The sequence below is a fragment of the Lactobacillus sp. HMSC08B12 genome (assembly GCF_001808415.1).
GTDB classification, from domain to species: domain Bacteria; phylum Bacillota; class Bacilli; order Lactobacillales; family Lactobacillaceae; genus Lactobacillus; species Lactobacillus delbrueckii.
Genome location: NZ_KV793138.1, coordinates 1 through 22,758 on the forward strand (window position 1 = coordinate 1; position 22,758 = coordinate 22,758).

Below are 22,758 nucleotides of genomic sequence, written 5' to 3' on the forward strand. Positions count from 1 at the left end.
TTTCATACATCTTCAGTAATGTGTTTCGAGGTCGGCATCGTCCGCGTTTTTGGTCAGGAAGAAAATGAAGAGGAGACTTTTGCAAAGCATAATGACTCCTACTTTGACGCTTCCTAGAAGGCGGAATTTCTCTCGATCATGATTTTCCCCTTGATGAACTTTGTTAAAAATGTCGGCTATTTCTTGATTGCCGTCTTTGGGGTAATCGACATGATCAACGGCGCCATCAGCCTGGGCAATGTCCAGGCTTTTCTCCAGTATTCCAACCAGTTCTCCCAGCCCTTGACCCAGCTGGCCAACATGTCCAGCACGATCCAGCAGACCATTGCTTCTGCCGAAAGAATCTTTGCCGTTCTGGATGCTGAAGACATGGATGAAACAGTCCACCCGGCGGAAGGATTAAAGACAGATACTAAACTGACCTTTAAGGATGTTTCTTTCAGCTACACTGATGCTCCTTTGATCGAAAATTTCAGCCTGGAAGTACCAAAAGGGGAGATGGTGGCCATTGTCGGGCCAACCGGGGCCGGCAAGACCACGATCATCAACCTGCTGGAGCGCTTCTATGACGTAAAAGGCGGGCAAATTTACTTGGACGGCCAGGAAACCAGGTCAATGAGCCGGGAAGACTTGCGCAGCCATATCGCCATGGTTTTGCAGGATACCTGGCTCTTTGCCGGGACAATTTTTGCCAATATCAAGTACGGCCGGGAAGATGCCAGTGATGAAGAGGTTTACCAGGCAGCCCGCCTGGCCAGGGCCGACAGCTTCATCCGCCAGCTGCCGGATGGCTACGAGACCCTGTTAAACGAAGAAGGGACAAATATTTCCCAGGGGTAAAGGCAGCTCTTGACGATTGCCCGGCCTTTTTTAGCTGATCCGGAAATTCTCATCCTGGATGAGGCGACCAGCTCAGTTGACACCCGGACGGAAAGCTTGATCCAGAAGGCGATGGCCGATCTGAAGCAGGAAAGAACCAGCTTCGTGATTGCCCACCGCCTGTCAACCATCCAGGATGTCGACAAGATCATCGTGATCAACCACGGACAAATCGTCGAAAGCGGCAACCATCAAAGTCTCTTGGCCAAGGTCGGCTTTTACGCTGACCTCTATCAGAGTCAGTTTTTGGGCCAGGAAATCTGAAAAAAGCCATGTTCCTCGCGAATCATGGCTTTTGCTTTAGCAATATTTAAAAAATAGCCCTTTGCATTTTGAACATGTGTTCTGTATAATAGGATTGGTTCAAAAATTACTACTCCTTCTTGTCCTTGTCCTGCTTTTGCTTAATATGATAGTAAAGGCCGAAGGAAACCAGGTTCTCATTTCCGGCGATAATCCGCTTGATGTTGGCCCGGTGGCTCCACCAGATGAGGACAACCAGGACTCCTGACATGACTGTCAAGAAGGTATCATGGAAGAAGAAGCTGGAAATAAAGATCAAGACGACTGAAATCAAGCTGCTCAAGGACACCATGCTGGTGATTAAGAGCAGGGGGATGAAGAAGCTGGCGCAGAGGCCGAAGAACTGGACATTGTAGCCCAGAAGAAAGCCCGCCGTGGTGGCCACGGCTTTGCCGCCCTTGAACTTGAGGAAGATTGAGAAGGCGTGGCCGAAAATAGCCGCTGCCCCGAAAATCAGGAACAAGTGGTGGTCACCCAAGTGGAAGATCCGGGGCAGGCAGGTGGCCAGGGTCCCCTTGAAGAAGTCAACCAGGAAGACCAAGGTGCCGGCCTTGGGGCCCAGGACCCGGAAGGTGTTGGTGGTCCCGATATTGTGCGACCCGTAATCCCGGATATCCTTGTGGTAGAAGAGCTTGCCGACCAAAACACCGGTCGGAAAAGAACCAATTAAGTATGCTAAAATTAATAATAATGCAAATTTTATTGCAAACATCAAATCAACTCCGTTTATCTTGTACCTGCTATTTTAACAAATAACGGACTGAATTGATACGAAGTTTATAATCTAAAGCTTGGAGATGTTTTATTTTGCCAAAGAACACCTATGATGATTCTTCAATTCAAATTCTGCACGGGCTGGAGGCAGTCCGCAAGCGGCCGGGGATGTATATCGGGTCAACCGACATCCACGGCTTGAACCAGCTGGTCTACGAAATCGTCGACAACTCCGTCGACGAAGCCATGGCTGGTTTTGGCCAGGAAATCAACGTGACCATCCACGAGGACAATTCCGTGACCGTGCAGGACTTCGGCCGGGGGATGCCGACAGGGATGCATGCCTCAGGCCGGCCAACCATTGAAGTCATCCTTACTGTCCTGCATGCCGGCGGCAAGTTCACGGAGCAGAACTACAAGACCTCCGGCGGTCTGCACGGGGTCGGCTCTTCCGTGGTCAACGCCCTGTCCAGCTACATGAAGGTGCACGTGGTGCGTGACGGCAAGGCCTACGAGGAAGAATTCAAAAATGGCGGTCACCCAATCGGCACCCTCCGCTGCCTGGGGGCGACCGAGGAAAAGACCGGGACCACGATCACTTTCAAGCCGGACCCGATGATTTTTTCAACGACTAAGTACAACTACGAGACCATCCAGGAAAGAATCCGGGAATCGGCCTTCCTGCTTAAAGGAGTCAAGTTTACTTTGACGGACGAGCGGACGCCAAACCACCACGACGTCTTCCAGTATGACGACGGGATTGAAAGTTTCGTTTCCTACCTCAACGAAGGCAAGGGGACGATCGGCAAGGTCTTCTACTTTGAAGGCAGCCAGGACGGGATGGAAATCGAATTTGCCGGCCAGTACAGCGATTCATACTCAGAGAACTTTGTTTCCTTCGTCAACAATGTCCGGACTGCTGACGGCGGCTCCCACGAAGTCGGGGCCAGAAGCGGCTTTACCCGGGCCTTTAACGACTATGCCAAGAAGCAGGGGCTTTTGGGCAAGAAGGACAAGAACCTGGAAGGGTCCGACTACCGGGAAGGGCTCAGCGCCGTTTTGAGCGTCAAGATCCCGGAAGAACTGCTGGAATTTGAAGGGCAGACCAAGGGTAAGCTGGGGACTCCCCAGGCCAGAAGCGCGGTCGACAGCATCGTTTACGAGAAATTGTCTTACTACCTGCTGGAAAACGGGGAATGGGCTCAGGACCTGGTCAAGAAGGCCCTAAGGGCCCGGGATGCCAGAGAGGCGGCCAAGAAGGCCAGAGATGAGTCCAGAAACGGGAAGAAACGGCACAAGAAGGAAGTCCTGTCCGGGAAATTAACCCCGGCCCAGTCCAGAAACCCTAAGAAAAACGAGCTTTTCTTAGTCGAAGGGGACTCAGCCGGCGGCAGCGCCAAGCAAGGCCGGGACCGCCGCTTCCAGGCCATCCTGCCTTTGCGGGGGAAGGTTTTGAATACCCAGCGGGCCAAGCTGGCGGATATTTTCAAGAACGAAGAAATCAACACGATGATCCATACGATCGGAGCCGGGGTCGGGACTGAATTCAAGGTTGAAGACTCCAACTACGACAAGATCATCATTATGACTGATGCCGACGACGACGGGGCCCATATTCAGATCTTGCTTTTGACCTTCTTCTACCGCTACATGCGGCCGATGATCGAAGCAGGCAAGGTCTACATTGCCCTGCCGCCGCTTTACAGAATCAGCAAGAAGCAGACCAACCTTTACGCCTGGACCGATGAAGAACGGGATGAGGATGAAAAGAAGGTGGGCAAGGGCTATGCCCTGCAGCGCTTCAAGGGGCTGGGGGAAATGAATGCTGACCAGCTCTGGGAGACGACCATGAATCCAGAAAGCCGGATGCTGATCCGGGTCAGAATCGACGATGCCCAGTTGGCTGAACGCCGGGTAACCACCTTGATGGGTGACCAGGCTTCCGCCAGAAGAAAGTGGATTGAAGAAAACGTCAAATTCCGCCTGGGCGAGGAAGAGTCGATCTTAGACAAGGTAAATGATTAGGAAGGAAGCAGTATATGCCAGAAACTCACGAGCGGATTCGTGAAATGCCTTTGGAACAGGTCATGGGCGAACGCTTTGGCCGCTATTCCAAATATATTATTCAAGAACGGGCCTTGCCGGACATCCGCGACGGGCTCAAGCCCGTGCAAAGACGGATTCTTTACGCTATGTACCGGGACGGCAATACGGCTGACAAGCCTTTTAAGAAGGCAGCCAAGGCCGTCGGTAATATCATGGGTAACTATCACCCGCACGGCGACAGCTCTATCTACGGGGCCCTGGTCTTCCTGTCTCAAGACTGGAAGATGAGAGAGCCATTGATCGAAATGCACGGCAACAACGGGTCCATGGACGGCGACAGTCCCGCCGCCATGCGTTATACGGAATCCCGCCTGGCCAAGATTTCCAATGTCCTGTTGGAGGATATCGACAAGGAAACCGTGCCAATGGTGCTCAACTTCGACGACACCGCCTATGAACCAACGGTTTTGCCAGCCCGCTTCCCTAATCTTCTGGTCAATGGATCAACTGGGATTTCTTCTGGTTACGCCACGGAAATTCCGCCCCACAACCTGGGCGAGGTTTTAGACGCCACTATCCACTTGCTCAAGCACCCGGATGCCAGCCTGGAAGACCTGATGACCTTTGTCAAAGGGCCAGACTTCCCGACTGGCGGGATCGTCATGGGCAAAAAAGGCTTGCGGGATGCCTACAAGACCGGTAAGGGCCGGATCCAGGTCCGGGCTAAGACCCATATTGAAGAGATCCGGGGCCACCGCCAGCAGATCGTGGTGACAGAAATTCCTTACCTGGTCAACAAGGCCCAGCTGGTTAAGAAGATCGATGAAATCCGGGTCAGCCGGGAACTGGACGGAATCAGCGAAGTCAGAGATGAAACTGACCGCCACGGTCTCTCTATTGTCATCGAACTTAAGAAAGACGCTGACGCCCAGAACATCCTCAACTATCTCTTGAAGAATACTGACCTCCAGGTTTCCTACAACTTCAACATGGTGGCCATTGCTCACATGACTCCAGTCCAAGTGGGCCTTAAGCGGATCCTGGCCGCCTACCTGGAGCACGAAGAAGAAGTCGTAACCAAGCGGACCCAGTTTGACTTGAAGAAGGCCTCAGACCGGCTGGAAATCATCCAGGGTTTGATCAAGGCCATGAGTATCTTGGACCAGGTGATCAAGGTCATCCGGGCTTCTAAGAACAAGGCTGACGCCAAGAAGAACCTGGTAGCGGAATTTGCCTTCACTGACCGGCAAGCCGAAGCCATCGTCTCCTTGCAGCTTTACCGCTTGACCAATACTGACGTTTTGGCCCTGCAGGCTGAAGAAGAAGAACTGACGAGCAAGATCGCAGCTTACGAGAAGATTTTGGCGGACCCGAAAGTTTTGCAAAAGGAAATCATCAAGGAACTCCGGGCCGTCAAGAAGGAATTTGGCTCAGACCGGCGCAGTGAAATCAGCGATGAAACGGCCAGAGTCGAAGTTGATGAAAAGGCCTTGATCACGGAAGAATCAGTCCGGGTCTTGATCAGCCGCGACGGCTACATCAAACGGTCCTCAATGCGGTCCTTCCAGTCAACTGAAGCCGGCGACAATGGCTTGCCGGAAACTGACCAGGTGGTTTATGAAGGGAGCCTGTCGACTTTGACCAACCTCTACCTCTTCACCAACCACGGCAATTTGATCTACCGGCCGGTGCATGAGCTGGTTGAAAGCAAGTGGAAGGATGTTGGCCAGCACTTGTCCCAGGAACTGGGCCTGGCGGCTGACGAGAGCATCATCAGGGTCTTTGCCTTGGAAGCTTTGGATGATCCAAACCTGGCCTTCCTGTTGGCCACAAACGACGGCTTTATCAAGCAGGTGGCCCTGGCTGACCTGCAGCCAACCAGAACCTACAAGTCTCGGGCAATTATGGCCATGAAGATGAAGGGGGAAGACTCCCGCGTGATTACTGTGGACCTGGTCAAGACAAGTGAAAAGCGGGAAATCACCCTCTTTACCAACCAGGCCTTTGCCCTTAAATATGACATTGGTGAAGTTCCGCAAGTCGGGGCCCGGGCAGCTGGGGTCAAGTCAATCAACTTGAAGGAAGACGATTATGTCGTTGCCTGCCTGGTCACTGACCCGCAATATGAAGACCTGCTCAAGGTGGGTCTGGTAACCCAAAGAGGGGCCTTCAAGCAGATGCCGCTGAAGCTGATCGGCAAGACCAGCCGGGCCAAGCGGGGCGTATTGGTTTTGCGGAACCTGAAGACCAAGCCGCACCGGATCGTGGCCTTGAAGGCTTACGGGCAAAACCATGAGCTGATCTTGATCACTTCCAGCCTGCGCAAGCAGGTCATCCGGACCAGCGACCACCCAGTCGGCGACCGGCAGAGCAACGGTTCCTTCGTCATTGATGTTAAGACAGACGGAGAGGCTAAGGAACTGCTCATGGGCCGGCCTTTACCGGACCAGGCCAGGGATGTCGGCCGCTTGCTCTAAAAAAATCAAAAAGATTACGAAAAGATTGAACAAAGCGCTGATTTTCTAGTAGACTTAATTAGAGAGAATAATTTTAGCTAAATCTAGAAGGGAAAATTCCAAGATGGAAAAAGAACTGATTTTTGGTCACAGAAACCCAGATACTGACGCAATTGGCACGGCGATTGCCTACTCATACTTCCAAAACCAACATGGCTACAACACTGAAGCCGTTGCTTTGGGTGAAGCCAACGACGAAACTTCTTTTGCCTTGAAGAAGTTCGGCTTTGAAGCACCACGCGTGGTTAAGACTGTCGCAAATGAAGTCAAGGCCATCATGCTGGTTGACCACAACGAACCGCAACAAAGCGTTGAAGACCGGGACCAAGTCAAGGTTACCCACGTCATTGACCACCACCGGATCAGCAACTTCGCGACGATCGACCCCTTGTTCTACCGCGCTGAACCAGTAGGCTGCACTTCCACTGTTTTGTGGGAAATGTTCAAGGAGCAAAACATGGAAATTCCAACCAACATTGCTGGTATCATGCTCAGTGCCATTATTTCCGACACCTTGCTTTTGAAGTCACCAACCACTACTGACATCGACAAGGAAGCAGTTGAAGACCTGGCTAAGATTGCCGGCGTTGACTATAAGGAATACGGTTTGGAACTGCTTAAGGCCGGCACCAACATCGCCGCTAAGTCAGTTGAAGAACTGATCGACCTGGACGCCAAGAGCTTCGAACTGGGCTCAAAGACTGCCCGGATCGCTCAAGTCAACGTTGTTGACGTCCCAGAAGCCCTGGAACGCAAGGATGCCTTCCTGGCAGCCATGGAAAAGGATGCTAAGGCTAACGGCTACGACTTGTTCATGCTGGTAATTACCAACGTTTTGGACTCTGACTCAGAAGTTCTCTTCATTGGGGATGACGAAAGCAAGTCTGTCTTTGCCAAGGCCTTCGGCAAGGAACTGGTTGACTCAGAAGCCCACCTGCCAGGCGTTGTTTCCCGGAAGAAGCAAATCGTTCCGCCATTGACCCGGGCATTTGAAGCTTAATCAGCTAAATAACAAGGAAAAAGAATCCAGGAAACCTGGATTCTTTTTTACTGCTTTTTAAACATCCTACTTGTTACTACAATTTTTCTTAAAAAAGAAAAAGCGCGGCCAAGCCGCGCCAAAAAAATACTGTTAACAAATAAATCCAAGGGAAAATTTTGTCAACAGTTATTTCTTTAGCTCTTTATTTTTTACTCGCTTGCTTTATTTGCCAGCATATTGCTTAAGCTGGTCAAACTGATTCTTCAGTTCCAAGTCTAAGTAATATGGCTGCTTGACTGGCAGACAGCCTTGCCCATATAAGGCAAAAAGGTAGGTCAGTTCTTCCTTCCAGCGGCCGATTTCTTCATCCAGGCCATCCAGGCCCTCATTTAAAAGGGTGTGGAGGAAGTGGTTGGCCACGCCTACAAATTTGCCGCCCAGGGCTAGGCCCTTGAAGACGTCCAGCGGATTTCTGACCCCGCCAGAGACGATCAGCTGCTTGGTCAAAGGCGCTGCCAAAAGGGCAGCCAGGGCCGTTGGCAGGCCACAGTCGTTCAAATACACCATGGGGTGGGGGTTGCGGGAATTTTCGATTTGGGCAAAATTGGTGCCGCCAGCTCCCCCGATATCGAACCAGCTAAAGCCAGCTGCCTGCAATTTTTGCAGGCTGACTGGATCCAGGCCGCTGCCGACTTCCTTGACGATGACTGGTACGCCAGCTGCTTCTTTAATCTCCAGCATCCGGTCCAGCCAGACAAAGTCCCGGTCGCCTTCAGGCATGGGGATCTCCTGGGCCACGTTAAGGTGGATCTGCAGGGCATCTGCTTGCAGATCCTTGACGATCTTGGCAGCCGCTTTAGCTGGAGTTAAAGGATTAACATTAGCAAACAAGAGGCCGTCTGGATTGGCTTCTCTAGCTACGTAAAAAGACTCCAGCTGGTCTTCTTCCTTGGTCAAGATGCTGGCTGAACCCAAGGCCAGGGCAATTTGCTGCTTATTGGCAATTTCACCCAGCTGCCGGTTGATCTGCCTGGATTTTTCCGACCCGCCAGTCATCGCGTTGATGAAGAAGGGAGCGGCTAACTCTTTGCCAAACCAGGTCGTCTTGACGGCGTTCAGGTTAACCTGGCTTTCAGGCAGGGCCGGGCGGAGCAGGTGGACCTGGTCAAAGGAATTCGTTTTTTGGGCATTAAAAAACATCTGTGTCAAAGCCAGATGTTCTTCTTTTCTTATAGATCTTTGTGACATCGCAATGCTCTTAGTAAGTTAATTCAGATTGGTGAATGTGAAATTCCAGGGGCAGGATGTTGTTCTTGACCCATTTCTTGCGGAGGCGGTCAATATCGGTGTCCTTGTTGACGATGACGATGCCGCAGTCGCCGTTGCCCGCGCCGCTGGTCTTGGCCGCGCCGCCAAACTTGTTGGCGATTTCGATCAGCTCAGTCAAGCGGGGAATTTCGATAGCAATATTGTTGATAGCCGCAAAATGCTGCAGCAAGCGGCGGTTGATGCCGATCTGCTTTTGAATCAAAGCGATGTTGGCTTCTTCAAAACCGCGGATCATCTGCAAAACGCACTTGCGTGAGTCTGCCAAAAACTTGGCATACTCAGTCCGCAGGTTGTTCTTGTTGGCGTTAGTCTTGTCAACCAGGCGGGAAGTTGAAGCCGGCTGCTGGCTCCAGCCAATCAAGAGCTTCATGCCCTTCGGCGGAACCAGCTGCTGGATCTTCAGACCTGGCCAGGCTTCACCGACCACTGCTGACAGGGACTTGCTTGCCAGTTCTTCTTTCAGCCAGAGCTTGTTGAAGGTCTGGTAGGCGATCCAGCCGCCGTAGACGCTGGCCGCGATATCGCCGGCGCTGCCGTTGCCTTGGACTGAGTAGTGAGAAATTGTGGAGAGCTTGTAAATCAGGTCCTTGCTTGCCTGGACACCGTAAAAGCGCAAGATTGCCTTGACCGTCGCGACCGTGACCGCGGCTGAAGAACCCAGGCCATACTTCTTGCCATCTGCGGAATCCAGGTCAGAATTGACAAACAAGTCGTAAACGTCCATCTTGACCTTCTGTTCCAGGCAGTATCTTTCAGTGAAAGAAATTGCGGACAGAATGTATTCAAATGGATTGTCCCGGTTGTCGATCACTATCTTTGACCCCCGTCTGACCCAGTGAATGGAGTCCTGGGAGTATTGCTTGGAGTGAATCAAACCGGTGTCGCTGCTGCTTGGCTTGATTGAGACCCTGACGTATTGGTCAAGGGCGACCAGAATGGCTGGACAATCTTGTTCCAAGACAGCGTATTCCCCGGCAATGTAAAGTTTGCCTGGCGCTTTTTCAGTAATCACAAAAACTCTTCCTCTTATTCTTTTAATTTTTTCTTTTTATATTACGTCCTAAGACATTATAGACAATTAAATAAGCTTTAGTCCAACAGAGTGACTGCTGGACCAAAACCTGCCTCAATAATCTTAACACGATAAAAAGAAGACTCAAAGCAATTAATAATATCTTTAGAATTTCGTCCCTGGCAGAGGACCTTGACGTTCGGGCCGGCGTCAATGGTGTAGTAGCACTCCAGCCCTTGCTGGCGCAGGTCTTGGACCAGCTTGATGGCCTTGATGGTATTCGGTTCAAAATAGGTAAAGCCGGGGACAGCGGTGAAGGTTAAAGCATGCATCTCACTGGCATTTAATTCAGCCAGAGAACCCAATTTGCTAAAGTCAGCCTGCTTAATCGCTTCTTCCATCTCCTTGATCTCACTGTCATTTCTGTCCAGCCAGACCTGGTAGAAGGGGGAGCTCTTGCTCATTTCCATCCCCTTGGTTGAAGAAATCTTCTTTTCCTGGTCGTTGATTTCAACAGCCAAAAGGCGCAGGTCCATGTCCGGCTCTTCATCCAACGGGTAGGCGTAAGAAGTCTGGTCGCTATCGCCTTTTTGCCAGACGGAAAAACCGCCGAAAATAGATCTTGAAGCTGAGCCCGATCCCATCCTGGCCATTCTGGACAATTCCCGCCGGTCAACGCCTAACTGGTAGTGGTCGGCAAAAGCCGCTGCCATGGAGGCGAAGGCAGAGCTGGAAGAGGCCAGGCCAGCCGCGGTTGGCACCTGGTTGACCGATTCAACCGCCAAATTTCCCTTGACTCCGAAGCGGTCCTGCATGGCCCGGAGGTAGGCGAAAACGCGGTCAGCGGCTGGACCGGAAACGGCTTGGCCGTTTAATTTAAAAGACATTTGCTCGCTGTCTGAGATTTTGGTGTCGCTATAGAAGGCATCCAGGGTCATGGACAGGCTGGACATGAGCGGCAGGCGCAATTTGGCGTCCTTCTTGCCCCAGTACTTGATCAAGGCGATATTGGTATGGGCGCGGGCAGTTTTACTCATCTGTTTCACATTCCTTTACTGTGTAATTCTGTTTTTAATAATTTTTGGGCAAAAATCAAATCTCTTCAATCCAGTAGTTACTGATTTCTGCTTGGCAAGCCTGGGCAATCTCTTCGCAAGAAGCGGCATCCTTGCAAAGGGCGATGACGATTCCGCCCAGGCCGCCGCCAGACAACTTGCAGCCTAAAGCTCCGCCTTTATCAGCAATCTGGCAGATCCGGTCGATCTTGCTTGTCGACAAGTTAAAGGAAGCTAAAAGCTCCTGGGCCTCATTGAAGAATTTACCAACGGTCTCCGGGTCTTGCTCAAGCCAGGCAGCTTTGACTTCGTCAGCCAGTTGTCCCAGCTTGCGCATTCTAACTTGCGCGTCAGGTGACTCATTTAAAAGCTTGGCGACCATAGTGACGGCTTCTCTGGTATTGCCCAAATCGCCCGTGTCCATGATCAAAAGGCTGGCACCTAATTTTGAGGAGAGCTTTTTTACGCCCTTTTGTTTATTAAAAAAGACCAGGTAATCGGAATTGACCGTGGCCGCGTCCAGGCCGGAAGCCTTGCCGTGGTTGATCGTTTCTGCCTGGTTGGTGATGTCCATAACTTCACTTGCACTTAACTTCAAGCCCAGGTATTGGCTCAAGGCCACGGTAGTACCGTAAGCGACGGTAGCTGAGGAGCCAAGTCCGCGCTCCATGGGAATTTCCCCGGTATAGGTAAGCTTGATCTGGGGATTTTTCCCGCTTCTAGTCAAAAGCTCATTGACGACATACTTAAGGCCGTTATAGTCAGCAGGCGCGTCAAAAAAAGGACCCTGGTAGAGCTTGGTGTCCATCCAGACCGGGCCGGCATAATCACTGACGGTCGTCTTGATGTGCAGGGCCTGAATTGGCATAGCCAGGGCGTCATAGCCGTAAACAACAGAATGCTCGCCGATCAAAATTACTTTTCCATGAGCAGTACATGAAGTCTGCAAAAAGAATCACCTCAAAAAATTAATTTGTTAGTTCGGTTAACGTTTGCTTAGAATCAATGGCAATCAGTTCCCAAAAAGGAAAGAGATTGATAAAATTTAGATTGACCGATCAGTCAACAAAGGAGTGGAAGCAATGATCAAAATTATAACCGGCAGACAGTCCGATCCCCTGCAAACTGAGATCATCGGCCGGGCTGCCCGCAATTATCTGACCCAGCCCGGCAAAGATACCTTTATTATTGTTCCAAACCATATCAAGTTTAACACAGAAGTTGCCGCAATAGGCAAAGTCGCCCAACTTCAAGGGCGGGAAGAGACCAGCGTCAAGAACCTGCACGTCCTGTCCTTCTCCCGTCTGGCCTGGTTTTTCTTTAAAAAGGCCGACCTGCTCATGCCTGAAAGCCTGGATGACGCTGCCGCGACCATGATTTTGGAGCAGATCATCGACAAGCGCAGAGATGAACTGCTGCTTTTCAAAAATTCCCACGCCAATTCCGGCATGATTAAGCAGGTCTACAGCACGATCCTGCAGGTTCATACCGGCCAGCTGGACCTGGGCAATCTTTTGGAGCGGGCAGCCGACCCGGCGGTGGCCTTGGACCTGGATAATGAGACCAGGGACAAGCTGCACGACCTGGACTTGATCTACCAGGACTTTTTAGAAATCGTCAGTGAAAAGCACTTCGCCACCAAGGATGAACTGAACATCCAGCTGAACCAGCTTTTGGCCAGCCGGCCGGACCTGGTCAGCCAGGCCAGCTTCTACGTGACTGATTTCTCCCATTTTTCCATTCAGGAAAAAATGACCATGCAGCTGCTGGCAGCTTTTGCCAGCGAGATGACCTTCGCCTTCAAGACGGCTGACGGCAGCGTGATTGAGCCGGCCGCCGGGGAATACGACTATGTGGTTCAGAAGACGGTCAAGGACTTGACCGGCTACTTTTCCGCCCATGACTTTGCCTGGGAGAGAGAAAAAATCGCCAGTCCAGTCAGTCCGGCCAGGGACTTGAACCAGGCCTGGCAGGGACAGGGCCAGCCGGATTTAGATAACCTCCAGCTGGTTAAAGCAGATTCCCGCTACGCTGAAGCATATTTCGTGGCCCGGACCATCTATGACGAGGTGGCTTTAAAGGGCTGCCAGTACCGAGACTTTTTGGTCCTGGCCCCGAATTTGCAGGAGTATGAAACTTACCTGGCTCCGATTTTGCGGCAAAACCAGATTCCCTTCTTTGACGACCTGCAGCAGCAGATGAAGTACCACCCCTTGGTGCTTTTGCTGGAAAATTTGGGCAAGCTCCTCCAGCAGGCAGGAGACACGCCAGCTCTTTTGAGCATCATGAAGACCCGCCTCTTGATCCCTGACTGGTATTTAGAAGGGGATGCAGAAGCCGGGGAAGCCGCGTATTTGCGCGACGTCGACCAGCTGGAAAACTTTGCCCTCGCCCACGGAATCAAGTACAGCCTTTGGCAAAAGCCACTCAAGGACTTTACCAAAGCCCAGGTCATCGCCCTAGACCAAGAACAGTACCAAAAGTGGCTGGACCGCTTGGACAAGCTGCGGGACTTCTTTGTCAGCAAGATCTCCCGGCTTGCCCGCCAGCTGAAGAGTGAAAAAGACAGTATGACCGCCGTCAAGCTCTTTTTTGACTTCTTGGTCAAAAACGGGGTCAGCGCCCGCCTGGAAGCCTGGCGCTTAAAGGCCAGCGAGAGCGGAGACCTGCAGCAGGCCCAGCAGCCGGAGCAGTGCTGGAATCTGCTTTTGTCTTTGCTCAAAGACTACCTCTTGGTCAACCCGGAAAACTTTGCCTGGGCTGACTTCTTTAAGATGCTGACGGCAGCCTTTTCCCAGGCCAATTTCGCGACGATTCCGGCCAGCCTGGACGCCGTCACCTTGTCAGAATACGGGATGGTGCAGACCAGCGGCTACAAGCAGGTCTTCATCATCGGAGCAGCCAATGGCAGCCTGCCGCAAATCAACGACCAGCCCAACTTTTTGACTACGGAAAACCTGGCCAGCCTGGCAGACTTTTTTGACCAGGAGGCCTACCTGGAAGACAGTCAGCAGCTGCGCAACCTGGACCAGGAATACCAATTTGGCAATGCCCTGGCCCTGGCCTCTGACCGGGTCTACATCTCCTATCCGGTGATCAATTCCAATAATGACTTGCTGGATCCTTCCATTTACTACAAGCGCCTGCTGAAGCTGGTCAACGGCCGGGAATACCGGCAAAGGGACCTGCCAGATACCGCTGAAAAAGACCGGACTGAATTTGCCCGCCAGCTTTTGCTCTTTTTGACCAGTCCAAGGGCCAGCTTAGGCTACCTGGCCTATGCTGAGGAAAATTCCGCCCAAAGCCCGCTGGTGGCCAAGCTGGTCGAACTCAGCCGGCAGTATGAGGAAGAAAAGGCTGAGGAAATCGCGGAAGGGATGGCCTATGACAATAACCCGCAAGACATCTCAGAAGACCTGGCTGAGCGCCTGTACGGCAAGGACCTGTTGTCTTCAGTCTCCCAGCTGGAAAGCTACTACCAGAATTCTTTTGAATACTTCCTTAACTATGGCCTCCGCCTGCGGCCCCGGGCAGAAAATGAGCTGAATGCCATCCAGTCCGGTAACTACTTCCACCGGACCTTTGAGCTTTTGCTCAAGGAAATGCAAAAGAAAAATATCGAAATTGACAAGCTCAGCGAGCTGGACTTGGAGCTTTTGCTCAAGCAAGTCAGAAGCAAGATCCTGCAAGAACCACTCTACCAGCAGTTCTTGCGTGATCCTTTCAATGAATATCTTTTCAAGGCCTTTGACAAGACGACCAGTAAGGTGGCCCAAAGCTACCGGCGCAAGCAGCAGGAAAACAAGATGCGGGCTACTTACGGGGAACTGGCCTTTGGCCCGGCTGAAAAGCTGGCCGGCCTGGTCTTGCCTTTGAAGAAGTTTGCCGGCCAGCGGAAGATCAGCCTCCGGGGCAAGATCGACCGGGTCGACCTCTTTAATGGGGACCAGCACGTTTTAGGCCAGCTGATCGACTACAAGTCTTCCGACCACAGCTTCAACCTGGCCCGTTTTGCCAGCGGGGTGGACCTGCAGATGATCGCCTATTTGGACGTTCTGGAGAAGAACCAGGACCTCCTGGCCGGCGGGCGGCAGTTTGACCTCCTGGGGGCCTTTTACCAATATGTCACCCGGAAGCTGAATTCCATCAACTCCTCATCAACTGGTGCCTTGTTTGACAGCAAGCTGCAGCTGAAAGAGAACCTTTTGGGCGGGGAAGACAAGTTGAAATTGTCCGGGGTCTTTATCAGTGAGCCAGCCTGGTACCAGGAAGTCGACAAAGCCCTTGAGAAAAAGGCAAGCAGTTCGGTTTACCGGGGCCTCAAACTGAACAAGAGCGGCGGCTTTGGCAAAAAAGACAACTTCTTCAGCCAAGATGAGATGCAGGAGCTGCTGGAATACGTCGAAGCCTTGATTGAGGACGCGGCCAGCGAGATTTTAAGTGGGAAGATTGCCTTGAATCCTTTCCGGCAAGGCAACAATACCGGCCTGGCATTTAGCGACTACAAGGATATCTTCTACTTTGACCAGCAGCTACCAACTAACTCTTACCGGGACCTGCCAAGCCTTAAAAAGGCAGATCTGCTGGCTTTGGTAGAAAAGCGGCTGCGGCAGAGGAGATAAGGAATGGTACATAGAAAGGAAATAGCATGGCTGTAAAATATACACCAGACCAGGCCAGGGCCATTGAAAGCCGGGGGCAGGACATTTTGGTTTCAGCCTCTGCCGGCTCAGGCAAAACCAGTGTTTTGGTTGAACGGGTCATCCGGGAAATCATGGACGACCACTTGGAGGTTAACCAGCTCCTGGTCATTACCTTTACCCGGGCGGCCGCCAGTGAAATGAAGCAGCGGATCAAGCAGCGCCTGCAGGACCGCCTGCAAGAAGAAACAGATGCCAGCCAGGCCGACTTTTTGCGCCGGCAGCTGGCTGAAATCGATACCGCGATTATTTCCACGATCGACTCTTTCTGTTTGGACGTCATCCGCCGCTTTTACTTCGCGATCGACATCGACCCGGACTTCAGCATTTTGACTGACGCCACCCAGATTGAGCTCTTAAAGGAAAGAGCCTTGAGGGATGTCGAAAACGACTACCTGCAAAATGAGAACCAAGCGAAAAAAGACCGTTTCCTGGCCCTCTATGATGCCTTTGCCGGCGACAGCGACGCCAATTCAGCCAGAGACTTGCTTTTGGATTTATACCAGTTTGCCATGGCCCGGCCCAACTACCGGGCTTGGCTGCAAAAGCTGGCTGCCCCTTACCAGCTGGAGACCAGCGACGTCGTTGACAGCGCCCTATGGCAGGAGAAAATCAAGCCTTACCTGGAGGAAGAATTTTCCAACCTGGCGGACAAGCTGACGGCTTTGATGGCCGAAGCCGACTTTGACCATGAAAAGTTTGCCAAGTACCAGCCAGCTTTTACGGCTTTTGCCACCAGTCTGGCCAGCTACCGGGAGAGCCTGGCCACAGATGATCCCTTTGACCGGCAAAGAGAGCTGCTGGCGGCCTGCCAGTTTGACGGGACCCTGCGGACTAACAAGGAGATCGCCGACTTTGTCGAGGAGGCAAAGGAGGTTAAAGAAGCTGGCAAGCAGCTGGTCTTTAATGTCTATACCAGTTTTTACGCAAGCAGCAATGCTGACCAGCAGGCCCTCTTAGCCAAGGGGGCAGAAATCGCCTCCGCGGCAGCAGAAGTTGAACTGGCCTTTATTGACCGCTTTAACGAATTGAAGCGGGCTGACCGGGTCCTGGACTTCAGCGACATGGAGCAGTTGGCCTATGAAATTCTGACCCAGGACAGTTCAAACTCTGACCTGGCCCGGGCCTACTACCAAAGCCGCTTCAAGGAAATCATGGTCGATGAATACCAGGACACCAACGCCCTGCAAGACGGCTTGATCCAGCGGCTGAAAAAAGCGGGGAAGAACAACCTCTTCATGGTCGGGGACGTCAAGCAGTCAATCTACGGATTCCGCCAGGCGGAACCCAGCCTGTTTATCGCCAAATATGATGAATATGGCCAGGAAAATTCGGCTGACAAGCAGCGGATTATTTTTGCCGAAAACTTCCGCTCCAGCCAGCCGGTCACCCAAGCTGTCAACTTGATCTTTGACAGCCTCTTAACCAAGGACTTCGGGGGGATTGACTACCAAAAAGAAGGGCAGCTGAAATTCGCGGCTGGCTATGACCCAGAGGCGGCCCTGCCGACTGAAACAGAAGTCCTCTACCAGGAAGATTCATCTGCAACAGATGATGACGGGGAATTGAACCAGGGCGATTTAGCCATGGTCATCAGCCGGATTCAGAAGCTGATCGCTGACCAGACGCCAATTTTTGACCCGAAGACCGGGCAGACCCGGCCGGTCAGCTATGGGGACATCGCCATCTTAACCCGGTCCAAGACCAGCAACCTGGACATCAAGCAGGAATTTGACCGCTACGGGGTCCCGCTCTTTGTCATGGATGTCCAGAACTACTTCCAGACCTTTGAATTGACGGTCATCATGTCCTACTTGAAGATCATCGACAACCCGGACCAGGATATTCCCCTGGTGGCGGTTTTGCGGTCTCCGATTTTTAACTTCTCCAGTTCAGATCTGGCCGAAATCCGCCTGGTCAACAAGAGCGTCAGCTTCTACACGGCTTTAAGAACTTATGCTAAAAAAGATACAGATCTGGCTGCCCGCTGCCGGGACTTTTTGGCCCAATTGCAGGACCTTCGCGACTTTTCCTTGAGCCACCGGATTTCAGAACTGCTCTGGACCATTTACGAGCGGACCAGCTTTTTGGAAATCGTGACGGCCATGACCAACGGCCAGCAGCGCCGGCTCAACTTGACTGCCTTGTACGAAAGAGCCAGCGCCTACGAAAGTTCGGGCTTCAAGGACCTTTACCAGTTCATCAACTTTATTGCCAGAATGCGGAAGAACCAGAAGGACCTGGCCCAGCCGATCCTGAGCGAAAATGCCGGCAACTCAGTCAAGCTGATGACCATCCATGCCTCAAAGGGGCTGGAATTCCCGGTCGTCTTTGTCTTGGGCCTGGAGCACCGCTACAATTACCAGCAAGACATTACCGGCAGCTATGTCTTAGATGCCAGCGGCCTGGGCCTGTCCTTTGCCTATCCCTTTGATAAAGCGGAATACCGGGCAGATACTTTGGCTAATGCCTGGCTGAAGATTGCCAAAAAGCAGAAGTTGCTGGAAGAAGAAGCCCGCCTGCTTTACGTAGCTTTGACCCGGGCCAAGCAGAAGCTGATTTTGGCGGCAAATATCAAGCTGCCAGCCAGAACCGACCTGGCGGGCTTGGAAGAGAAGTGGGCCAAGGAAATTTCTGCTGGCCGCCTGCCCCTTTTGGATAAGATGAAGGTAGCCAAGCCCCTGGACTTTTTGGCCCCGGCTTTAGCCCGCGCCAAGCAGGTGAAGCGGCTGGGTGAAAAAGCCGTCAGCGACCTGGCAACAGGCCAAGAAGGCAGTCTGGTCTTTGTCCACTTTGACCCCAAGAAAGACCAGGCCCAATTGCCGGATAGTGAGGCCGTGGCGGCCAGCGGGGCAGACTTGACGGAAGATGAAGCAGCCGTCTTTAAGCAGGCAGAAAAGCTCTATGCCTTCAGCCAGGGCGGCTATCCTTACTTGGATGCCAGCCGGACCACGGCCTACCAGGCGGTGTCTGAAATCAAGAAGGCTTTTGGAGACCCGATCGAAGACGAACTGGCTGACTCCCACATTTCGGAACTGCAGTCAGCCAACCGCTACCTGCAGCCGATCGATACTGAACCTGACTTCCTCTTCCAAAATACGGTCAGCTCAGCTGAACTGGGGACAGCCAGCCACCTGGTCTTGCAGTATTATGACTATGCCAAAGGCGACAAGGATGCCATTGACAGCTGCATTGCCGACCTGGTGGAAAAGGGCCGGCTGAGCCAGACCTTGGCCAGCAAGCTGGACCGGGAAGCCTTGTCCTGGTTTGTCAAGAGCGACTTTGCCGAAGACTTTTACCAGCAGCCTGACCGCCTCCACCGGGAGGAAAATTTTGCCACCATCCTGTCGCCGAAGACTTTATTTAAGGATTTCAGCGATTTTCCAGGAAAAATTTTGGTTCACGGGACAATCGATGGCTATTATGAAGCGGAGAATGGTATCATTTTATTTGACTACAAGACTGACCACGTGAACCCGCGTAAGCAGGAGGAAGCAATTCAGAAGCTGAAAGAGAAGTACCAGGGCCAGTTGCGCCTTTATGAGCGGGCCTTGAATGAATCTGGCCGGCTGCCTGTTTTGAAAAAGTACCTGGTGCTTTTGAGCTGCCGAGAAATTGTTGAAGTTGATTAGAAGTTTTTAGGAGTGAAAGGAGCGGAAAATGGTGGATTTTTTTGCCGGCGAAAGCTTCGCGGTCGTTGACTTGGAAACGACCGGGACGCGCAAGGAAGAGGGGGACCGGATCATCCAGTTTGGCTGCGCCATAGTCAAAGATGGTGAAGTGGTTAAAACTTATTCCTTCATGATGAACCCCCACCGGAAAATTCCCCTGGCCGTGACCAATTTGACCGGTATCGACCAGAAGATGGTGGCCGGCCAGGCTGATTTCAAGCACTATGCCCCGAAGATCCGCGAGATCCTGCAGGATACGGTTTTCGTGGCCCATAACGTCAATTTCGACTTTCCTTTCTTGAACTACGAATTGACCAATGCCGGCTTTGAGGCCTTGACCTGCAAGGCGGTTGACACGGTTGAACTGGCCAAGATCGCCTTTCCGACCCTGCCTTCTTACAAGTTGCGGGACTTGACGGCCAGTCTGGAGATCAAGCACGCCAACCCCCACAAGGCGGATTCTGACGCCTATGGGACAGCCGTCTTGCTCTTGAAGATCATCGACAAGCTGGCTTCTTTGCCCCAGGCAACTTTGAATGTTCTGGGCTCTTTGGCCAGTGGCCTTATCCGGGACACGGGGGACGTGATCAAGGTGATTGCTGACCAGTCCCGGCAAAGCAGGCGCAAACTGCCCAAAGACAAGATGCAGGTCCGCAACCTGGTCTTAAAGAGGCAGGAGATTCCGGCGGTTGAACATGGGGAAAATGGGCATTTTCCAGTTAAAGACACGGACAAACGCAAGCTTTTTAAAGGCAAGATCAATTACCGGCAAGCCCAAGTGGACCTAATCGACCGCTTGCACGACTTTGTCGAAGATGCCGGGCAAAGGGTCATGCTGGCTGAAGCGCCAAACGGGACAGGGAAGACTTTTGCCTACCTTTTCGCCTACGCCTACCAGCTCTATTCCGGCAAAAAATTAGTAATTGCTACACCGACCAAGGTCCTCCAGCAGCAGCTCCTAGACCAGGAAATTCCCCAGCTCCTGCGGGTTACGGGTCTTGGCTTAAACGCGGAAATGGTCAAGTCCAGCAGCCACTACCTGGATTTAGACGGTTTTGCCCAGACTCTCTACCAGAATTCGCCCAACAAGGCGACCTTGCTCTTGCAGATGCAGATCCTGGTCTGGCTGACAGAAACGACAACTGGGGACATGGATGAATTGCAGCTGACCAGCCAGCAGCTGCCGATTTTTAACCAGCTCAAGCACCCGGGGGATGCCCGGGTGGCCAGCCAGTTTGCCAGCGTTGACTTCTGGAACCTGGCCCGCCGCCGGCAGGAGCAGGCCAACATTTTGGTGACTAACCACGCCTACCTGGTCAACCACTACATGGACTCCATCTGGGGGCAGAATCCTTACCTGGTAATTGACGAAGCCCACCGCTTCAGCGAAAACCTGCAGACGGCCCGGATGGACTCCCTGCGCTTGGAAGCAATTTGGGGCAGCATCAGCCACCTGCGCAATTTGCTCTACTTTACGGACAATAACCTGCTCAGACAAAGCGAGGAAAATGTCCAGCTGCAGTTCATGCTGGACCTCTTGGACCAGGAAAGCCTGGACTTGATTCACAGCTTGAACCGGATGCAAAAGTACCTCTACCAGCACAAGGGGCAGGCGATCAGCCAGGTTGTTTTGCCCAACAAGAGCCTGCAGCTGACCATCCAGGGCCAGGATCTCTTCCCGGAAAACTCTCAGTTCCGGCCACTTCTTAGACAGTTCCAGCAGCAATTGGAGCAGGTCCGGATCCATACCAACCAGATCCGCTACTTGCTGGAGCAGGAAAAGGACTGCTTTTTAACTGATGAGGAATCTTTGCTGGAAGAATTGAATGACCAGGTCGACCTGCTGGAATTCTACACGGGAAAGAGCTACCAGCTGTCTGACCTCTTGAACCAGCCGCTCTTGGATCATTTGGGCTTCGTGGTCAACGTGACCAACCCCGAAGATGCTCTCAGCAGCAACCTCCACTGGCTCAGCCTGGACAGTTCTGAAGAATTGCATAAAATTTACGACCGCTTTGACCATATCAGCATGATCAGTGCGACAATAACTAATGACGGCAATTTTGCCTTTGCCAAGCAGTTCCTGGCCCTGCCAAATTTGGGTGTCTCCTGCTACAAGGGCAAGGCCAGCTTCCCCATGGCTGACCATCTGGAGATTCTGGCCATGGACGAGGGGCAGCCGGAACCAGACAGCCCGCGTTTTTTGGAAGAATTGAAAAATATCCTGACCAAGGACTTAAGCGGGCAAAAGCACGTTTTGTGCCTGTTTACCAATCTGGACTTGATCAAGCAGCTCTACTTTGAACTGCTGAATGATCCCCGAGTTAAGGACTATGAGCTCCTGGCCCAGGGCTTGACGGGGTCAAATGAGCGGATCACCCGCCGCTTTGTCATCGCTGAACGGTCAATCTTGCTGGGGGCGGATAGCTTCTGGGAAGGGGTGGACTTCCACAATTGCGGGATTGACCTGGTTATCGCGACCCGCCTGCCATTTGAGTCCCCGGACCTGCCGGAGGTTAGCCTCAGGCAGCACTACCTGGCCCAAAGAGGCTGGGATGTCTTTCAAGAGGACTCTTTGCCCCGGGCGGTTCTCCGCCTGCGGCAGGGATGCGGCCGCTTGATCCGGGGCGAGGATGATTATGGACAGTTTTTGATCCTGGATCCCCGGATCTGGACCAAGAGCTATGGCCCGGCCTTTAGGTCCAGCCTGCCGGCTCCGGTGCAAAGGGTTAAAGCGAGTGAGTTAAAAAAGAAGTTGAAGTTCGAGAGGAAAAATGCTTAACGAAAGAGTCAAAAATATCTTGCAGTATCTGGCCTGGCTGGTCTTCTTCCTGTTTTTGCTTTACGCGGGAACAGTGGCGGTTGTTGCTAAGGCAGCCAAGCCGTACAGTCAGCAGAAAGAGAAAGTCGCCAAGCTGGTCAAGCAGACTTCCATGAAGCAAATTGACAAGTACTACCATTTGAGCCGGGGCGTCAAGTCATATTCAGCCAGCGGGAAAACCAGTAAGGGTAAGGCGGCTTACTTCATCTACCTACCGGGTAAACATAAGGCCTACTATTATTCAGCTAGTGACGGCGTCAGCGAAAGCACGGTCAAATCCAGCTTTCAGAAGTCTTACCCAAAAAAGGCCATCAAGGAAGTCAACCTAGGCTGGTATCAAAAGCAGGCCGTCTGGGAAGTCACGGCAGTCAACGCAGACGGCAGCTACTGCTATGCCATCTACAAGTTCAAGGATGGCCAGCTCCTGTCTCTGGTCGATAAGTTATAGAAGATCAGGCAAAAATCTGCTATCATGGATAGAGTTATAAAAATAAGGTGGAATTAAAAGAATGACAGAATTGATTTCAATCAGAGAATCAGCCAAGCACGTTGACGAAGAAGTCAGAATGCACGTCTGGCTGACCGACAAGCGGTCCAGCGGGAAGATCGTCTTCCTGCAATTAAGAGACGGCACGGCCTTCTTCCAAGGCGTTGTCCGCAAGAACGATGTCAGTGAGGAAGTTTTTGAAGCAGCCAAGGGCCTGCGCCAGGAAGCAAGCTTCTACCTCAC

Annotated in this window: 13 protein-coding genes and 1 pseudogene; 9 read left to right on the top strand and 5 right to left on the bottom strand. The window is 52.2% G+C overall.

Annotation, left to right across the window (positions count from 1 at the left end; all coding sequences use genetic code 11):
- A pseudogene (locus tag HMPREF3168_RS10605) lies at positions 1-1,143 on the top strand (ABC transporter ATP-binding protein); the annotation flags it as partial.
- A 109-nt stretch (positions 1,144-1,252) separates the two neighbouring features.
- Here HMPREF3168_RS10605 and plsY read toward each other — a convergent pair.
- Complete coding sequence (plsY, locus tag HMPREF3168_RS04215) at positions 1,253-1,894, bottom strand: glycerol-3-phosphate 1-O-acyltransferase PlsY (RefSeq protein WP_070488607.1); 642 nt, start codon at positions 1,892-1,894, stop codon at positions 1,253-1,255.
- 92 nt (positions 1,895-1,986) lie between these two features.
- On the opposite strand from plsY, the gene parE reads away from it, so the two are divergent.
- From parE to HMPREF3168_RS04230, 3 genes are all read left to right on the top strand, one after another.
- The gene (parE, locus tag HMPREF3168_RS04220; RefSeq protein ID WP_148129880.1) at positions 1,987-3,921 is read left to right on the top strand and encodes a DNA topoisomerase IV subunit B; all 1,935 of its coding nucleotides are present in this window, start codon (positions 1,987-1,989) and stop codon (positions 3,919-3,921) included.
- Positions 3,922-3,935: 14 nt separating this feature from the next.
- The gene (parC, locus tag HMPREF3168_RS04225) at positions 3,936-6,419 is read left to right on the top strand and encodes a DNA topoisomerase IV subunit A (protein WP_070488611.1); all 2,484 of its coding nucleotides are present in this window, start codon (positions 3,936-3,938) and stop codon (positions 6,417-6,419) included.
- A gap of 103 nt (positions 6,420-6,522) precedes the next feature.
- Positions 6,523-7,458: a manganese-dependent inorganic pyrophosphatase gene (locus tag HMPREF3168_RS04230; protein WP_003613497.1), complete on the top strand. Its 936-nt coding sequence runs from the start codon at positions 6,523-6,525 to the stop codon at positions 7,456-7,458.
- A 204-nt stretch (positions 7,459-7,662) separates the two neighbouring features.
- On the opposite strand, the gene fni is transcribed toward HMPREF3168_RS04230, so the two are convergent.
- The 4 genes from fni to mvk all read right to left on the bottom strand — a co-directional run bounded on the left by fni (position 7,663) and on the right by mvk (position 11,785).
- Complete coding sequence (gene fni / locus HMPREF3168_RS04235; RefSeq protein WP_003615026.1) at positions 7,663-8,688, bottom strand: type 2 isopentenyl-diphosphate Delta-isomerase; 1,026 nt, start codon at positions 8,686-8,688, stop codon at positions 7,663-7,665.
- A gap of 10 nt (positions 8,689-8,698) precedes the next feature.
- On the bottom strand, positions 8,699-9,781 hold the full coding sequence (locus HMPREF3168_RS04240; RefSeq protein ID WP_070488613.1) for a phosphomevalonate kinase: 1,083 nt from the start codon (positions 9,779-9,781) through the stop codon (positions 8,699-8,701).
- A gap of 77 nt (positions 9,782-9,858) precedes the next feature.
- Positions 9,859-10,818: a diphosphomevalonate decarboxylase gene (gene mvaD, locus HMPREF3168_RS04245; RefSeq protein ID WP_003615028.1), complete on the bottom strand. Its 960-nt coding sequence runs from the start codon at positions 10,816-10,818 to the stop codon at positions 9,859-9,861.
- Between the two features lie 55 nt (positions 10,819-10,873).
- Positions 10,874-11,785: a mevalonate kinase gene (gene mvk, locus HMPREF3168_RS04250; protein WP_035161077.1), complete on the bottom strand. Its 912-nt coding sequence runs from the start codon at positions 11,783-11,785 to the stop codon at positions 10,874-10,876.
- 133 nt (positions 11,786-11,918) lie between these two features.
- Here mvk and HMPREF3168_RS04255 point away from each other — a divergent pair, with 133 nt between their 5' ends.
- The 5 genes from HMPREF3168_RS04255 to HMPREF3168_RS04275 form a co-directional block, all read left to right on the top strand.
- Complete coding sequence (locus HMPREF3168_RS04255; protein WP_070488615.1) at positions 11,919-15,458, top strand: PD-(D/E)XK nuclease family protein; 3,540 nt, start codon at positions 11,919-11,921, stop codon at positions 15,456-15,458.
- 26 nt (positions 15,459-15,484) lie between these two features.
- Positions 15,485-19,168, top strand: a complete 3,684-nt coding sequence (gene addA, locus HMPREF3168_RS04260) for a helicase-exonuclease AddAB subunit AddA (RefSeq protein ID WP_070488617.1) — start codon at positions 15,485-15,487, stop codon at positions 19,166-19,168.
- 28 nt (positions 19,169-19,196) lie between these two features.
- On the top strand, positions 19,197-21,989 hold the full coding sequence (locus tag HMPREF3168_RS04265; RefSeq protein ID WP_070488619.1) for a helicase C-terminal domain-containing protein: 2,793 nt from the start codon (positions 19,197-19,199) through the stop codon (positions 21,987-21,989).
- On the top strand, positions 21,982-22,476 hold the full coding sequence (locus tag HMPREF3168_RS04270; RefSeq protein ID WP_070488621.1) for a hypothetical protein: 495 nt from the start codon (positions 21,982-21,984) through the stop codon (positions 22,474-22,476). The genes HMPREF3168_RS04265 and HMPREF3168_RS04270 overlap by 8 nt, the downstream gene beginning before the upstream one ends.
- Positions 22,477-22,537: 61 nt before the next feature.
- Positions 22,538-22,758, top strand: a 221-nt coding sequence (locus HMPREF3168_RS04275; RefSeq protein ID WP_246825677.1) for an OB-fold nucleic acid binding domain-containing protein, incomplete at its 3' end; no start/stop codon positions are given.

Excerpts from the sequence above, each read along its gene's own strand:
- plsY (WP_070488607.1), bottom strand. The coding sequence starts at position 1,894 with ATGTTTGCAATAAAATTTGCATTATTATTAATTTTAGCATACTTAATT.
- parC (WP_070488611.1), top strand. The coding sequence starts at position 3,936 with ATGCCAGAAACTCACGAGCGGATTCGTGAAATGCCTTTGGAACAGGTC.
- HMPREF3168_RS04230 (WP_003613497.1), top strand. The coding sequence starts at position 6,523 with ATGGAAAAAGAACTGATTTTTGGTCACAGAAACCCAGATACTGACGCA.
- fni (WP_003615026.1), bottom strand. The coding sequence starts at position 8,688 with ATGTCACAAAGATCTATAAGAAAAGAAGAACATCTGGCTTTGACACAG.
- mvaD (WP_003615028.1), bottom strand. The coding sequence starts at position 10,818 with ATGAGTAAAACTGCCCGCGCCCATACCAATATCGCCTTGATCAAGTAC.
- HMPREF3168_RS04255 (WP_070488615.1), top strand. The coding sequence starts at position 11,919 with ATGATCAAAATTATAACCGGCAGACAGTCCGATCCCCTGCAAACTGAG.
- addA (WP_070488617.1), top strand. The coding sequence starts at position 15,485 with ATGGCTGTAAAATATACACCAGACCAGGCCAGGGCCATTGAAAGCCGG.
- HMPREF3168_RS04265 (WP_070488619.1), top strand. The coding sequence starts at position 19,197 with ATGGTGGATTTTTTTGCCGGCGAAAGCTTCGCGGTCGTTGACTTGGAA.
- HMPREF3168_RS04270 (WP_070488621.1), top strand. The coding sequence starts at position 21,982 with ATGCTTAACGAAAGAGTCAAAAATATCTTGCAGTATCTGGCCTGGCTG.